15 protein-coding genes are annotated in these 14,720 nt (G+C 72.3%); 8 read left to right on the forward strand and 7 right to left on the reverse strand.

All coding sequences use genetic code 11. From position 1 onward, the window contains the following. Both ACQEU6_RS41835 and ACQEU6_RS41840 read right to left on the reverse strand, forming a co-directional pair. Complete coding sequence (locus ACQEU6_RS41835) at positions 1-666, reverse strand: response regulator (protein WP_499339291.1); 666 nt, start codon at positions 664-666, stop codon at positions 1-3. Next, positions 663-1,940 (reverse strand): sensor histidine kinase, encoded by a 1,278-nt coding sequence (locus tag ACQEU6_RS41840; RefSeq protein WP_499339292.1) that lies wholly within the window; start codon positions 1,938-1,940, stop codon positions 663-665. The genes ACQEU6_RS41835 and ACQEU6_RS41840 overlap by 4 nt, the downstream gene beginning before the upstream one ends. A gap of 84 nt (positions 1,941-2,024) precedes the next feature. On the opposite strand from ACQEU6_RS41840, the gene ACQEU6_RS41845 reads away from it, so the two are divergent. Further along, entirely contained in the window at positions 2,025-3,053 is a 1,029-nt protein-coding gene (locus ACQEU6_RS41845; RefSeq protein WP_499339294.1) for a PHP domain-containing protein, read from the forward strand. Positions 3,054-3,056: 3 nt separating this feature from the next. On the opposite strand, the gene ACQEU6_RS41850 is transcribed toward ACQEU6_RS41845, so the two are convergent. Next, positions 3,057-3,446 carry a hypothetical protein gene (locus ACQEU6_RS41850; protein ID WP_499339295.1) on the reverse strand — a complete coding sequence of 130 codons (390 nt, stop codon included), beginning with the start codon at positions 3,444-3,446 and terminating at the stop codon, positions 3,057-3,059. Between the two features lie 151 nt (positions 3,447-3,597). On the opposite strand from ACQEU6_RS41850, the gene ACQEU6_RS41855 reads away from it, so the two are divergent. Both ACQEU6_RS41855 and ACQEU6_RS41860 read left to right on the forward strand, forming a co-directional pair. Next, a complete protein-coding gene (locus ACQEU6_RS41855; protein ID WP_499339296.1) occupies positions 3,598-4,476 on the forward strand; it encodes a helix-turn-helix domain-containing protein in 879 nt (292 codons plus the stop codon). Positions 4,477-4,497: 21 nt separating this feature from the next. Further along, positions 4,498-4,722, forward strand: a complete 225-nt coding sequence (locus tag ACQEU6_RS41860; RefSeq protein ID WP_499339298.1) for a DUF397 domain-containing protein — start codon at positions 4,498-4,500, stop codon at positions 4,720-4,722. Between the two features lie 4 nt (positions 4,723-4,726). Here ACQEU6_RS41860 and ACQEU6_RS41865 read toward each other — a convergent pair whose 3' ends face one another. Then, the gene (locus ACQEU6_RS41865) at positions 4,727-5,728 is read right to left on the reverse strand and encodes an extracellular catalytic domain type 2 short-chain-length polyhydroxyalkanoate depolymerase (RefSeq protein WP_499339300.1); all 1,002 of its coding nucleotides are present in this window, start codon (positions 5,726-5,728) and stop codon (positions 4,727-4,729) included. A gap of 8 nt (positions 5,729-5,736) precedes the next feature. Beyond that, positions 5,737-7,065: a tannase/feruloyl esterase family alpha/beta hydrolase gene (locus ACQEU6_RS41870; protein WP_499339302.1), complete on the reverse strand. Its 1,329-nt coding sequence runs from the start codon at positions 7,063-7,065 to the stop codon at positions 5,737-5,739. A 261-nt stretch (positions 7,066-7,326) separates the two neighbouring features. Here ACQEU6_RS41870 and ACQEU6_RS41875 point away from each other — a divergent pair, with 261 nt between their 5' ends. From ACQEU6_RS41875 to ACQEU6_RS41895, 5 genes are read left to right on the forward strand one after another with little or no spacing between them, the layout of a single operon-like run. Next, positions 7,327-8,100 carry an ABC transporter ATP-binding protein gene (locus tag ACQEU6_RS41875; RefSeq protein WP_499339304.1) on the forward strand — a complete coding sequence of 258 codons (774 nt, stop codon included), beginning with the start codon at positions 7,327-7,329 and terminating at the stop codon, positions 8,098-8,100. Next, positions 8,087-8,779, forward strand: a complete 693-nt coding sequence (locus ACQEU6_RS41880) for an ABC transporter ATP-binding protein (RefSeq protein WP_499339306.1) — start codon at positions 8,087-8,089, stop codon at positions 8,777-8,779. Before ACQEU6_RS41875 ends, ACQEU6_RS41880 begins: the two co-directional genes overlap by 14 nt. A gap of 10 nt (positions 8,780-8,789) precedes the next feature. Beyond that, positions 8,790-10,028, forward strand: a complete 1,239-nt coding sequence (locus tag ACQEU6_RS41885; RefSeq protein ID WP_499339307.1) for an ABC transporter substrate-binding protein — start codon at positions 8,790-8,792, stop codon at positions 10,026-10,028. 12 nt (positions 10,029-10,040) lie between these two features. Next, on the forward strand, positions 10,041-10,901 hold the full coding sequence (locus tag ACQEU6_RS41890) for a branched-chain amino acid ABC transporter permease (RefSeq protein WP_499339310.1): 861 nt from the start codon (positions 10,041-10,043) through the stop codon (positions 10,899-10,901). Next, entirely contained in the window at positions 10,898-11,887 is a 990-nt protein-coding gene (locus tag ACQEU6_RS41895) for a branched-chain amino acid ABC transporter permease (protein WP_499339312.1), read from the forward strand. Before ACQEU6_RS41890 ends, ACQEU6_RS41895 begins: the two co-directional genes overlap by 4 nt. Before the next feature lie 60 nt (positions 11,888-11,947). Here the strand turns inward: ACQEU6_RS41895 and ACQEU6_RS41900 are convergent, their stop codons facing one another. Together ACQEU6_RS41900 and ACQEU6_RS41905 are read right to left on the reverse strand one after the other, a co-directional pair. Further along, positions 11,948-13,831 (reverse strand): helix-turn-helix domain-containing protein, encoded by a 1,884-nt coding sequence (locus tag ACQEU6_RS41900; RefSeq protein ID WP_499339314.1) that lies wholly within the window; start codon positions 13,829-13,831, stop codon positions 11,948-11,950. 11 nt (positions 13,832-13,842) lie between these two features. Continuing rightward, the gene (locus ACQEU6_RS41905) at positions 13,843-14,631 is read right to left on the reverse strand and encodes a 3-hydroxybutyrate dehydrogenase (RefSeq protein ID WP_499339316.1); all 789 of its coding nucleotides are present in this window, start codon (positions 14,629-14,631) and stop codon (positions 13,843-13,845) included. Positions 14,632-14,720: the final 89 nt, after the last annotated feature.

The following is a 14,720-nucleotide window of genomic DNA, read 5'->3' on the forward strand; positions in this document are numbered from 1 at the left end:
TCAGTCGCCGGGCCGCACCAGCCCCACCTCGTAGGCGTAGACGATCGCCTGCGGGCGGTCGCGCAGCCCGAGCTTCATCAGGATCCGCCCGAAGTGCGTCTTGACGGTCTGCTCGGCGACGACGAGCCGTCCGGCGATCTCGCCGTTGGACAGGCCGCGCGCGACCAGCGCGAGCACCTCGGTCTCCCGCTCGGTCAGCTCCCGCAGCCGCTTGCGGGACGGCGCGCGCGGGCCCCCGAGCCGGGAGAACTCCGCGATGAGCCGCCGCGTGACCGACGGGGACAGCAGCGCGTCGCCCGCGGCCACCACCCGCACCGCCTCGGCCAGCTCGGTCGCGGACGCGTCCTTCAGCAGGAACCCGCTGGCCCCGGCCCGCAGCGCCTCGTAGACGTAGTCGTCCAGGTCGAACGTCGTCAGCATGAGGACCCTGGGGGCGCCGTCCCCGGCGTCCGCGAGCAGCCGGCGGGTCGCCTCCAGGCCGTCCATCACCGGCATCCGGACGTCCATCAGCACCACGTCGGGACGCAGTTCGGCGACGCGGCGCAGCCCCTCCTCGCCGTTGACGGCCTCGCCCGCGACCTCGATGTCGGGCTGGGCGTTCAGCAGCACGCCGAAGCCGGTGCGCACCATGCCCTGGTCGTCGACGATCACGACCCGGATCGTCACGTCGCGTCCCGCGCCTTCACCGGCAGCGATGCGGTCACGGCGAATCCTCCCTCGGACGTGGGGCGGGCGGTCAGCTCGCCGCCCAGCGCGGCGGCCCGCTCCCGCATGCCGACCAGCCCGTGGCCGCCGCCGGGAAGCGGGGGAACGGACCCGGGCCCGCCCGCGGGCGGGCCGTTGACGACGCCGAGCCACACTATGCCGTCATCGCAGGACACTTCGACCTCGACGCGGGAACCGGGCGCGTGCCGCATGGCGTTGCTCAGCGCCTCCTGGAGGATCCGGTACGCGGTGAGCCCCACGCCGGGGGGCAGCCCCCCGAGGTCGCCGCCCAGCCGCGTCTCGACGCGCAGGCCGGCGCCGCGCGCGTTGCCGACGAGCTCGTCCAGCCGCTCCAGGCTCGGCTGGGGGGCGGTCTCGGCGCCGTCCTCCGCGCGCAGCACGCCGAGGATGCGGCGCAGCTCCGTCAGCGCGTCCAGCGCGGTCGCGCGGATCTCCGCGAGGTCGCGGCGCGTCTCGTCCGGGACGGTCTCGACCTTGTACGGGGCCGCCTCCGCCTGGATGGCGATCATCGACATGTGGTGCGCGACGACGTCGTGCAGCTCCCGCGCGATCCGCTGCCGCTCGGTCAGCACCGCCTCGGCGTCCTGGTGCCGCCTCTCCTGCTCGGCCAGCTCGCGCCGCGACGTCTGCCGGACGCGGACCGCGTAGCCCACCGCGAGCGGCAGCAGGAGCAGCACCGACGCCCCGGCCCCGGACTGCGGATCCTTGATCCACACCCCGGCGAACGAGATGATCGCGACGCCCAGCGTGACGTCGCGCGAGCAGCGCACCGCGACCGTGTACACGGTCACGACCGCCGTGAACGCACCCGCCGGGACGTAGGGGACGGTCAGCCAGTCGCCGACGTCGACCAGCGCCATCGCCAGGAAGCTCAGCCGCCACGCGCCGAGCGGATGCCGGTCCCGCAGCGCCAGCGGCGCCGTCACCGCGACGGCGATGAGGAGCTTCGTCCCGTCGGAGACGTGGATGCCGCGGCGCATCGTCTCGGTGGACAGCAGCGACACCGTCCCGGCGACGAGCCCGACGGTGAGGGCCATCCCGAACAGGTTGACCACCAGGCCGTAGGGAAGCCGCCCGATCCCGACGTACCGCGTCCAGCGCAGCGGCCACGGCCACGGCCGGTTCAGCGGCGCCGGGTCCGCCTCGCCGGTCACGGCCGCGGCGAGCAGCACGTCCCGCAGGACGCCGCGCAGTGTCAGATTCTCCCCGGCCATGAGCACCAGGCTAGGCAGCCGCGGTCTCACCCGGATGACACCGTGGTGGGACGCGCCGGGTCATACCTGGGTACGGTGCGAGGCGTGGAGCCCGTCGAAGCCCTGCGCCGCATCGCGTTCCTGCTGGAGCGCGCCCATGAGCCGACCTACCGGGTGCGGGCGTTCCGCACGGCCGCCGGCCGCGCCGGGCAGACGGCCCCGGACGAGCTGGCCGGCCGCGCCCGCGACGGGACGCTCACCGCGCTGCCCGGCATCGGCAAGGTCACCGCCCTGGTGATCGAGGAGGCGCTGCGCGGGGAGACGCCCGTCTACCTGCGGCGCCTGGAGGCCACCGAGGGGGAGCCGCCGGACGAGGCCGCCGCCGCGCTCCGCTCCGCGCTGAAGGGCGACCTGCACGCCCACAGCGACTGGTCGGACGGCGGATCCCCGATCCTGGAGATGGCCGAGACCGCCCGCTCCCTCGGCCACGAGTACCTCGCCCTCACCGACCACTCGCCGCGGCTGAAGGTCGCCAACGGCCTGTCCGCCGGCCGCCTGCGCCGCCAGCTCGACGTCGTCGCCGAGCTCAACGCGTCCCTCGCGCCGTTCCGCATCCTGACCGGCATCGAGGTCGACATCCTGGAGGACGGCGCCCTCGACCAGGAGCCCGGTCTCCTCGACCGCCTCGACGTCGTCGTCGCGAGCGTGCACTCCGAGCTCCGCATGGACCGCGTCGCCATGACGAAGCGGATGGTCGCCGCGATCGCGAACCCGCGCGTGAACGTCCTCGGCCACTGCACGGGGCGCATCGTGAAGGCGGGCGGCAGGCGCGGCGGGCTGCGCCCGGAGTCGGAGTTCGACGCCGCGCTCGTCTTCGACGCCTGCGCCGCCTACGACGTCGCCGTCGAGATCAACTCCCGCCCCGAGCGCCTCGATCCGCCGAAGCGCCTGCTGCGCCTGGCGGTCGAGGCGGGCTGCCGCTTCTCCGTCGACTCCGACGCCCACGCGCCCGGTCAGCTCGACTGGCAGCCGTTCGGCTGCGAGCGGGCCGCCCGGTGCGGGGTCCCGGCGCCGCGGGTCGTCAACACCCTCGCGGCCGACGACCTCGTCGCGTGGACGCGCTCGAAGCTCTGACGGTCAGCGCGGCCCCCGGTGGATGCGCCCGGGGAAGCGGGCCCCCTTCGCGGTGATCTCCACGGGATGGAACTCCTCCGGGGCCAGCCCCTCGAATCCGGTCTCGACGATGTCGCTGTAGAGGGACGAGGAGACGATCAGCGCCATCTCGCGGACGGGGTCGGCGCGCAGTTCGTCCCGCAGTTCCTGCGAGTCCAGGAGCCGGGAGACGACGATCGGCGCTTGGCCCACCGCCCCGAAGAGCCCGTCGGACAGGGGGCCGTGGTGCATCGCCACCCGGAGCCTGATCGGCGGTCTCCGCCCCCGGTTGAGCTCGGCCAGCGCGGCGGCCAGCGCGCGCGGGTAGGACACGAGCACCGGCAGCCCGTCGGTGTCGGGCGGCAGGATCGCCATCTCGCCGTCGCCGCCGACCTGCCGCAGCCAGGCCCGCCTGTCGAGACCGGCCGCGGCCGCCGCGGCCTCCAGGATCTCGTGAAGATCCAGCTTCGTATGTTGCGCGCCCCCCGGCGTTCGTGCAAGGTTGCATGTAGGGTTTCTTGCATCCGTGCACGAGAGTTTTCAGGAGGAGGACATGGCGGTCCGCCAGTCGCCGTCCGTGCGGGCCCGGCAGCTCGCCCGCGAACTGCGCGGCCTGCGCACCCGTGCGGGGGTGACGATCGACCAGGTCGCCGCGGAGACGAGGTGGTCGACGGCCAAGGTGTCCCGGATCGAGACCGCCTACACCCTGATCACCGTCGCGGACCTGCACCGCCTCCTCGCCTTCTACGGGGTGGAGGAGCCGGCGGTGGAGCGCTACGTCAGACTGGCCCGGGCCGCGCGCGAACGGGGCTGGTGGGAGACCTACGGCGAGACGCTCGGGGAGCGCTACGCCGCCTTCATCGGCCTGGAGGCCGACGCGCAGGCGATGCACTCCTACCGGGTGGCGATCATCCACGGCCTGCTGCAGACGGCCGACTACACCCGCGCCTGCATGACGGCCAACGTCCCCGCGCTGCCTCCCGGTGAGGTCGACCGGCAGGTCGAGATCCGGTTGAAGCGGCAGGCCCGGCTGCGCTCCCTTGAGGCGATGGAGCTCTTCGCCGTCCTGGACGAGGGCGCGCTGCGCCGGCGGATCGCCGACGACGCGGTGATGCGGGGCCAGCTGGAATACCTGATCGAGGCCGGGATGCTGTCGAATGTGAGAATTCTGGTCATTCCTTTTGACAACGGCTATCCCGGCGGGCTCACGGACTTCAGCATTCTGAAGTTCCAGGAGCCCGAGTACCCGGACATCGTTTACATCGAGCAGATGGGCGGTAGTCTCATCATCGATGATGAGAGCCAGGTCTTCCGTTTTACGAGCGCGTTCGAAAAAATTTGCGGCAATGCGCTCGACGAGGCCGGTTCGCGTGACCTCATCGAGCGCATCGCCAGGGCGTACTAGCAGAACAGTGAATCTCCGTTAATGACAACGACGTCTTATGGTGCCGCCCTCGCATGGCGAAAGAGCACCCGCAGTGCCTCCGGTGACGAATGCGTCGAACTGGCCGCCGGTATTGCCGCCGGCGACTGGTCCACGGCCGTGCTCGTCCGCGATTCCAAGGCGCCGGCCGGAACCGTTCTCCGCTTCGGGGGCGCCGAGTTCGCCGCCTTTCTGGCGCGGGTGAGAAGCGGCGAACTCGACCCGTGAGACGTCAGCCGCCCAGGGCGCGCACCATGCGCATGATCGTCTCGATCTGCCCGCCGCCCTTCATGTCGTAGGCGGTGTCGCCGCCGTAGCCCCACCAGTTCCAGCAGCCCTGCGGGTTGCCGCCCAGCCAGCTGGACGCGGTGGCCTGCGGATACAGGACGATCATGCCGTTGGTGTCGGCGTACTCGTTGAGGAAGGTCTTCGTCGCGAACGCGTTCCCGACGACGCCGCGCCCCTGCTGGCACCCGTGCAGCGCCACCATCAGCCTGCACGTCCCCGTCTGGCAGCCCGCCGGGATGTAGGCGAAGCCCGTCGCGTCCATGCTGACGGACGAGGCGCTCCCGCTCGGCGCGTACGCGTTCTGGTCGAACTCCATGAGCGTGCCGCCGGGTGCGGCGGCGGGCGCCGCCACGGACCCGAACAGGTGTCCCAGCATCGAGCGCTCCGGGTCGTCACCGCACTTGTTGATGTAGGGGGTGTAGGTGGCCGAGCAGGGGTTGGGGCCGATCGGGCTCACCCAGGCGTGCCCGGACGGCGAGGTCTTGTCGTAGGAGACGGCGGACCCGAAGTTCCGGTAGAAGCCGGCGAGGTCGTCGTTCACCGACTGCTTCACCGTCGAGTCGTTCGTCCCGTGGTAGATCCACACCGGATGGCCGGACAGGTTGCCCACCGGGTCGACGCTTCCCCGCGCCGCCCGGTCGCGGGCCGTCCGCTCCAGCTCCGCGGGGTTGTCGTCGTAGATGTCGTTCATGCACGCGAGCTGCGCGGTCGTCACGTTGCCCCGCGCGCAGTGATAGGGCCCGGCGGTGAAGATGCCGGCGCCCCGGAACGTCCCGGAGTAGGCGATGTGGAGCTGGTCGGCCATGTAACCGCCGGACGAGACGCCACTGACATACGAGGCGCTGATCGAGTGACGTGGAAGAGCGGCCGCGGCCGCGGACGCGGGCGCCGCGCCGACGGTCGCTAAGGCGAGCGCGGCGGCCGCGAGGAACGGGGCGGGTTTCATCGGTTCTCCTAGCGGAGGGAGCAGGTGTTCACGGGGTCGCCTGTGGTGGGGCGGGGGAGTGTGGTGCTCTTCGGTGGCGTGGTGCCGTGTTGCGTCCAGGACTCCAGGGCCGTGAAGGCCGTCCGCAGGCAGGGCAGGAGCGGGCGCAGGCGGTCGGGGTGGGAGTCGTAGAGGCCGTCGACGTGGTTGGCGGCCTCCAGGCGGTAGTAGCGGTAGGGCGCCTTTCCCTTGGCGCGGACGAGTTTCGCGTAGACGTCGGAGTCGGTTCCGATGGGCAGGAGCGTGTCGTAGGTGCCGTGAAGGGTGATCATCGGCTTGCGGATGCGGCCGGTGAGCGCCACGCGGGCGACGGCGCGGTGGACGCTCTTCGGGCGCGCCGCGTAGGTGTAGGCGGCCTCCTCTCCTGCGTAGGCGGGGTCGAACTCTTCGCGGTAGACGCGCTGGGTGAGCTCCCAATAGACCTGGTCGTGGAACGGCCAGAGGAATTCGGAGCCGGGGGCGAGGCCCGCGTTCAGGAGCGCCCGGTGGGCGGACGGGTCGCCGGTGGCCGCGTACGACGGGTAGGCCCGCAGCACCTGCGGCAGGTAGGTGAACAGGTTCGGGCCGTCGGCGCGCCAGAGCGTGCCTTCCGCGTCGATGCCGCCGTCGTACAGCTCCGGGCGGTTCTCCAACTGCCAGCGGACGAGGTATCCGCCGTTGGAGATGCCCGCCGCGTACGTGCGGCGCGGGGTGCGGCCGTACCGTTTCGCGACGACCTTCTTGGCGGCCCGGGTGAGCTGGGTGACCCGGTCGTTCCATTCGGCGACGGCGTCGCCGGGGCGGCGGCCGTCCTTGGAGAACTCGGTGCCGCTGTTGCCCTTGTCCGTCGCGGCGTAGGCGTAGCCCTTGGCGAGCGCCCAGTCGGAGATGGTGAAGTCGTTGGCGTACTGCCGCCTGTTGCCGGGAGGGCCGGCGACCACGAGTCCGCCGTTCCAGCTCTCGGGCAGGCGGATGACGAACTGGGCGTCGTGGTTCCAGCCGTTGTTGGTGTTGAACGTCGAGGTGTCGGGGAAGTAGCCGTCCAGCTGGATGCCCGGCACCCCGGACGGGTTGCGCGTCCCGGCGGCGTGCAGTCCGGCCCAGTCGGCCGGGACGGTGTGGCCCGAGCCGGCCGTGCCCGCGGTCGTGAGGTCGTCGAGGCAGGCGGCCACCTGCTTCTCCGCGCCCGGCACCGCGAGCCCGGGCGCGCAGCCGGGGCCCTGCCGCGCGTCGGCCCGCGCGGCCAGGGGCAGGGCCAGGGCCGCGGTCAGGGCGCCGGCCACGGCGCCGGCGGTCAGGGCGGGGCGGACGATCGGCATTCCGGCTCCTCGGGACGGACGTCAGGTGCCCGCCATGGTGAGCGCCGGTTGTGACCGCTGCCACGTGCTCCGCCCACATATCGGATCGACTCGCCATGTGCCCGTGGTCGTGACCTGCGCGTGATGTGGCTCACACCCGTATCCGGCCGTCCGAATGTGGGTGCCGGTCACATGGTCCGGTCCGCGGGTGCCACCTAGCGTTCCCGGTCACGGCGGCCCGAGTGCGTTCCGGGCCGTCCACGACGAGCGCGAGGAGGGCGCATGGGCGACCCGGACCGAAAGGCCCCGGTGCTGGCGGCGCGCGGCCTGGTCAGGGAGTTCCGCGGCTTCAGGGCCGTGGACGGCGTGGACCTCGACGTCGCCGAGGGGTCCGTCCACGCGCTGGTCGGGCCGAACGGCGCGGGGAAGACCACGCTGTTCAACCTGCTCACCGGGTTCCTGAAGCCGACGGCGGGCAGCGTCCGGCTCGGCGCGCACGAGCTCGCCGGGCGGCGCCCCGAGCTGATCGCGGGGCTCGGCCTCGCCCGGTCGTTCCAGATCACGAGCCTGTTCGCGGAGCTCACGCCGCGCCAGCACGTGGAGCTCGCGCTCGCCGGGCGCACGGGGCTCGGCTGGCGGTTCTGGCGCTCGGACAAGGCGCTCGGACGCCACTCCGGGCGCGCCGCCGAACTGCTCGGGCAGGTCGGGCTGGAGGAGCACGCGAACGTCCCGGCCGGGTCCCTGGCCTACGGCCGCAAGCGCGCCCTCGAACTGGCGCTGGCCCTCGCGCTCGACCCGAAGGTGCTGCTCCTGGACGAGCCGACCGCCGGCATGGGCGTCGAGGACGTCGGCCGCACCGTCGACCTCATCAGGAAGGTCCGCGACGGGCGGACCGTGGTGATGGTCGAGCACAACATGAGCGTCGTCTCCAGCCTCGCCGACCGGGTCACCGTCCTGCAGCACGGCCGCGTCCTCGTCGAGGGCCCCTACGCCGAGATCCGCCACGACCCCCGCGTCGTCACCGCCTACCTCGGAGACTCCAATGCTGCGCATTGACGGACTGTCGGCCTGGTACGGCGAGGCCCAGGCCCTGCGCGAGGTGTCGCTGCACGTCGACAAGGGCGAGATCGTCACCCTCGTCGGGCGCAACGGCGCCGGCAAGACCACCCTCCTGCGGTCCCTGATGGGGCTGCACCGGGGAGCGTCCGGAACGGTCCGGTTCCTGGACGAGGACATCTCCGGACTCAGCCCGCACAGGCGGGCCCGGCGGGGCCTCGGGTACGTCCCCGACGACCGGGGCGTCTTCGCGACGCTCTCGGTGGAGGAGAACCTCACCCTGCCGCCCGTGACGGGCCCCGGCCCCTGGTCGCTGGAGCGGGTGTACGAGACGTTCCCGCGCCTCCGGGAGCGGCGCCGGTTCCCCGGGACGAAGCTGTCGGGCGGCGAGCAGCAGATGCTCGCGCTCGCCCGGGTCCTGCGGACCGGCGCCCGCCTGCTCCTGTGCGACGAGCCCACCGAGGGCCTCTCGCCGCTGATCGTCCAGCAGATCGGCGAGATCCTCCGCGAGGTCAAGGCGGCCGGGGTGACCGTCCTGCTCATCGAGCAGAACGTGCACTTCGCCGCGACCGTCGCCGACCGCCACCACCTGCTCGCCGAGGGACGGATCGTCGAGTCCATGGACAACGACGAGGTCCGCGCCCGCGAGAGCGAACTCCTCCAGTACCTCGGAATATAGGGAGACCCCGATGAGAGTTCTCGGACGCTCGGCCGCGCTCGCGACCGCCGGAGCGCTGCTGGCCGGCTGCGCGGGCGGTCCCGGCGGGGGCGGGGGCAAGATCAGCGACGACGAGATCGTGCTGGCGGTGCTGACCGACCAGTCCGGCGTCTACGCCGACCTGTCGGGCAAGAACGCCGTCGAGGCGGTGAAGATGGCCGTCGCCGACTTCAAGGCCAAGTACGGCGGCAAGGCCGTGACCGACAAGATCGAGGTCATCTCCGCCGACCACCAGAACAAGCCCGAGGTCGCCAACTCCAAGGCCCAGGAGCTCTACGACCGCAAGAAGGCCGACCTGATCCTGGACGTGCCCACCTCGTCCGCCGCGCTCGCCGTCGCCACCGTCGCCAAGAACAAGAAGAAGCTGTTCATCGACGTCGGCGCCGCGACGACCGAGCTGGAAGGCAAGCAATGCAACAAGTACACCTTCCACTACGGCTACAACAGCTACATGCTCGCCCACGGGACCGGCACCGGGGTCACCAAGGACGGCGGTAAGAACTGGTACATCGTCTACCCGGACTACGCGTTCGGGCAGGACATGCAGAAGACGTTCACGACGGCCATCAAGGGCGCCGGCGGCAACGTCGTGAAGAGCGACCCGACGCCGTTCCCGAACGACAACTTCTCCACGTTCCTGCTGAAGGCGCCGGGACTGAAGCCCAAGCCGCAGGTGCTCGGCGCCATGCAGGCCGGCGGTGACCTCGTCAACCTGGTCAAGCAGTACAACGAGTACAAGCTGGGCGAGAAGGGCGTGAAGCTCGCCGCGGGCCTGATGTTCATCACCGACATCCACTCGCTCGGCTCCGACGCCCTCGCCGGGACGCGGTTCACCGACTTCTGGTACTGGAACGCCAACGAGGGCAACCGCGCCTGGGCCGACAAGTTCAAGGCCAAGACCGGCGTCCGCCCGACGGCCGTGCACGCGGCCGACTACTCGGCGGCCCTGCAGTACCTGGAGGCCGTGCAGCGCGGCGGCACCGACAAGTCCGACGGCGTGGTGAAGCAGCTCGAAGGGGCCAAGGTCAACGACGCGTTCACCTCCACCGGGACGATCCGCGCCGAGGACCACCTGCTCACCCACGACGCCTACGTGGCCGAGGTCAAGCCCAAGAGCGAGGTCAAGGAGCCCTGGGACTACGAGAAGATCCTCAGCACGATCCCGGCGGCGGAGGCGTTCCAGCAGCCCGACCCGTCCTGCTCCCTCTAGGCGGGCCGCGACGTGCTGCAACAGGCGTTCAACGGGCTGGTGGGCGGGGCGTTCTACGCCCTGCTCGCCCTCGGCCTGGCCGTCATCTTCGGGATGCTGGGCGTGGTCAACTTCGCGCACGGCGCGTTCTACATGCTCGGGGCGTTCGGGTCCTTCGTCCTGCTCGACTCCTTCGGCGTGAACTTCTGGCTCGCGCTGCTGATCGTCCCCGTCGCCCTCGGGATCGCGGGCGTGCTGCTGGAGCGGCTGTTCGTCCACCGGCTCGCGCCGCTGGACCCGCTCTACAACTTCCTGTTCACCTTCGGGCTCGCGCTGATCCTGCAGGACCTGGTGAAGCGCAGGTACGGGGTGCAGTCGCAGCCCTACCCGCGGCCCTCCGCGCTGGACGGGTCGATCGACCTCGGCCTGTTCACCTACCCGACGTACCAGGTGTTCGTGCTGGCGGTGTCGGTGCTGGTGTGCGGCGCCGTGTGGGTGGTGCTGACCCGGACCCGCGTCGGCATGATCGTCCGGGCGGCGACCGAGCGGCCCGAGCTGTCGCGCGCCCTCGGCATCGACGTCGCCCGCTGGGTGACGCCGGTGTTCGGGTTCGGCATCGCGCTCGCCGGGTTCGCCGGCGTGCTCGCCGCGCCGATGCGCGCGGTCAACCCGCTGATGGGCTCCGACCTGATCATCACGGTGTTCGCGGTGGTCGTGATCGGCGGCCTCGGCTCGGTGTTCGGCTCCGTCGCCGCCGGGTTCGCGGTCGGGCTCGTGTCGGCCCTCGGCAACTACTACGTCCCGTCGCTGTCGCAGACGCTGGTGTTCATCCTGATGGCCGCCGTGCTGCTGTGGCGCCCCGCCGGACTGTTCGGACGCGAGGAGGCCCTGTGATCCTCTCCAAGCTGGCCGGACGGCCGGTCCTGCTGGCCGCGGGGCTCGTGGTGGCGCTCGTCCTGCCCTGGTTCGTCTACCCGCCGGTCGCCCTGGACATCGTCTGCTGGGCGCTGTTCGCGGCCGCCGTCGACCTGCTGCTCGGCTTCACCGGGCTCCTGTCGTTCGGGCACGCGGCCTTCTGGGGCGGCTCGGCGTACGCCACCGGCCTGATCGCGCTGCACTCCGGGCTGCCGTTCCCCGTCGCCGTCCTCGGCGGCGCCGCCTTCGCGGCGGCTCTCGCCGTCCCGATCGGCTTCCTGTCGGTGCGGCTGCGCGGCATCTACTTCGCGATGGTCACCCTGGCCTTCGCGCAGATGGTGTACTTCATCGCCAACCAGTGGCGGGACGCGACCGGCGGGGAGAACGGCCTGCAAGGCATCCCCAGGGAGCTGTTCGGGCTGGACCTGTCCGACCCGTTCTTCTTCTACTACGCCGCGCTGCCGTTCATCCTCGCCGGGCTGTTCGCCGCCTGGCGCATCGTCCGGTCCCCCTTCGGCAGGGTCCTGATGTCCATCCGCGACAACCCGAACAGGGCGCGCGCGCTCGGCTACAGCATCGACCGCTACAAGCTGCTGGCCTTCGTCCTGTCGGCGGCACTGTCGGGTCTCGCGGGCGGGCTGTTCACCGTCGGGCACGGCTTCGCGTCCCTGCAGGGCGTGTACTGGACGACCTCGGGCCAGGCCGTGATGATGGTCGTCCTCGGCGGCATCGGCACCCTGTGGGGCGGGGCCATCGGCGCCGCGCTGATCGTGGAGCTGAACGACTACCTGGCCACCGCCGGGTTCGAGGAGACCGGGATCATCACCGGCGCGATCTTCATCGTGGTCGTGCTGCTGTTCCGCCGCGGCTTCTGGGGCACCGCCCGCGACCTGGTCGCGGCCCGCGCGTCCCGCGCCCGCCCGGCGCCCGAGAACGACGACGCCAAGATCGAAGCCTCCGTCTGACACCGGCCCGGGCGCGGCGCGCCGTCCCCGAGGGGGGCGGCGCGCCGTTCCGCGGCGTGCTCAGCGGGAGAGGCGGTGCAGGCGGAGGGCGAGCTGGAGTTCGAGGGCCCGCTCGGGGGTCTGCCAGTCGTCGCCGAGGAGGCGGGCGATGCGGTCGAGTCGCTGGCTCACGGTGTTGACGTGGATGTGCAGGCGCTCGGCCGTCCGCGACAGGCTGCCGCCCGTCCCGAAGTAGGCCTCCAGGGTCTGGACGAGGGCCGTGCCGCGCCGCTCGTCGTAGTCCAGGACGGCGCCGAGCGCGCTCCCGAGGAAGCCCGTCACGTCGCGGTCGTCCCCGATGAGCAGGCCGACGAAGCCCAGCTCGGACGCGCCCGCGCCGTCGCCGCGGCGCCCGAGGGCCAGCAGCGCGTCGGCGCAGCGCTGCGCCTCCCGGTGGGCGGTGGCGACCTCGCCCGGTCCGCGCACCGGCCCGGCCGCGCCGACCGTGGCGGGCCCGCCGAGGGAGGCGCCGAGCTCCCGGGCGACGCGGCGCGCCGCGTCGCCCGGCCGGTCGCCCGGCAGCATCAGGACGATCTCCTCCGCCCGCGAGGCGGCCAGGCCGTGCTCCACCGCCGCGAACGACGACGCCCAGAAGGCCGCGCGGGGCCGGTGCTCGCGGGAGTCGTACCTGGCGCAGAGCACGACGTGCGGGGCGCTCAGGTCGACGCCGACGCGCCGCGCCCGCGCGGTCAGCGCCTCGGCGCTCGCGCGGCGGCCGGTCAGCAGGTCGTCCAGCAGCTCGCCGCGCACCCGGCCCTCGGCCTCGGTGGCGCTGCGCTGGAACAGCAGCAGCAGCGCGGTGACGAGCGCCGCGCGCTCCAGGATCCGCTGGTCGGCGTCGTCCACCTCGTCGGCCGTGCGCAGCACCAGCGTGCCGAGCATCTCGTCGCCGGTGGACACCGAGGCGATCCACAGGTCGCCGCGCCTGACCGTCCGGCCCTGGGCGCGTGCGGAGTGCGCCGAGGCCGAGACCCCGCCGAGCTCGTCGTCGGTCAGGGGCCGCGACGCGGCGCCCGTCGTCGCGAGCCGGCGGCCGTCGGCGTCAAGGACGTACAGGGTGCCGCCCAGCAGTTCCGTCACCACGGCGCCGACGTCTTCCACGCCGCCGCCCCGGACCACCACGGCGGTCATCCGGTCGTGCGCGCGCGCCGCCCGCTCCACGGCCGCGCTACGCGCCTTGACCTCCTCGTTGGCGGCGCTCAGCTCGGTCAGAGCGGTACGGGTCTCCTCCAGGAGGCGGGCGTTGTCGATGGCGATCGCGGCGTGCGCGGCGAGCGAGCCGAGCAGCGCCACCTCCTCCTGGTCGAACGGGCGCTGGCTGCGGTTCGCGGCCGTCAGCACCCCGATGACCCGGCTGCCCAGCCGCATCGGCACGCCGAGGATGGCGACCAGCCCCTCCTCGGCGACCGCGTCGTCGATGAAGCCGCGGTGCTCGAACTGCGCGTCCCCCAGGTAGTGGGCGCTGTTGTAGGGCATCGCGGTCTGCGCGACCAGGCCGACCAGTCCGGTGCCCATCGGCAGCCTCAGCCGCCGGAACGCCGCCGACACCGACCCGTCGGTCACCCGCATGTAGGTGTCGCCGCGCGCGTCGTCGTTCAGCGTCAGGTAGGCGATGTCGGCGTTCAGCAGCCGCCGGGCGCGGCGGGTGATCGCCTCCAGCACCGCGTCGAGGTCGCGCAGCCCGGCGAGGTCGCCCGCGGTGTCGAACAGCGCCGCCAGCTCGTTCTCCCGGCGCGCGTGCCGCCGCATGATCGTCCGGACCCGCAGCGCGGCGAGCTTGGCCGCCTCCAGCTCCTCCAGGACGGCCGGGGGCGCGCCCTCCGCCCGCGCCTGCACGAGGGGACCCTCGAACTCGACGGGGGAGGCCTCCCGGGCCAGCAGTTCGAGGAAGACGCCGCAGGTCATACGGCTCATTCTTAGTACGCCGTCCAACCGCCGTCGAGTGCCAGGGACGCGCCGGTCACCATCGAGGCGGGCGGCGAGCACAGGTAGGCGACGAGCTCGGCCACCTCGTCCGGCTCGATCAGCCGCTTCACGGCGGCGTGGTCGAGCATGATCCGCTCGACGACCTCGTCCTCGGGCAGGCCGTGCGTGCGCGCCTGGTCGGCGATCTGGTTCTCCACCAGCGGGGTCCGGACGTAGGCGGGGTTGACGCAGTTGGACGTCACGCCGTGCGGGGCGCCCTCCAGCGCGATCACCTTGGACAGCCCTTCCAGGCCGTGCTTGGCCGTCACGTAGGCCGACTTGTACGGCGAGGCCCGCAGCCCGTGAACGGACGAGATGTTGACGACGCGGCCCCATCCGCGCTCGTACATGCCGGGCAGCGCGTCCCGCGTCAGCCGGAACGGGGCCTCCACCATCAGCCGCAGGATCCGCGCGAACATCTCCGGCGGGAAGTCCTGGACGGGCGCCACGTGCTGGATCCCGGCGTTGTTGACCAGGATGTCCGCGCCGGCGGCCAGCCCGTCGAGCGCGTCCATGTCGGACAGGTCGGCCGGAACGGGGACGCCGCCGATCTCGGCCGCGGTCCGCTCCGCCGCGTCGCCGTCGATGTCGGCCACCACCACCTCGGCGCCCGCCGCCGCGAGCCGCCGGGCGCAGGCGCGGCCGATGCCGCTCGCGCCACCGGTGACCAGGGCGCGCCGGCCCGCCAGATCCAGCGTCCCCGAAGTCCCCGCGTCCGCACGCGGTGTCACGCTCGTCATGGGCAGAACCTATGGAGCGCGGCCCCGCCCTCCCATGTGGCCCGCGCACACAATCCACCGCCGAACGGTATGGATCGGTTGAACCGGCT

It is taken from the genome of Spirillospora sp. CA-108201 (genome assembly GCF_050936235.1).
Taxonomy (GTDB): domain Bacteria; phylum Actinomycetota; class Actinomycetes; order Streptosporangiales; family Streptosporangiaceae; genus Spirillospora.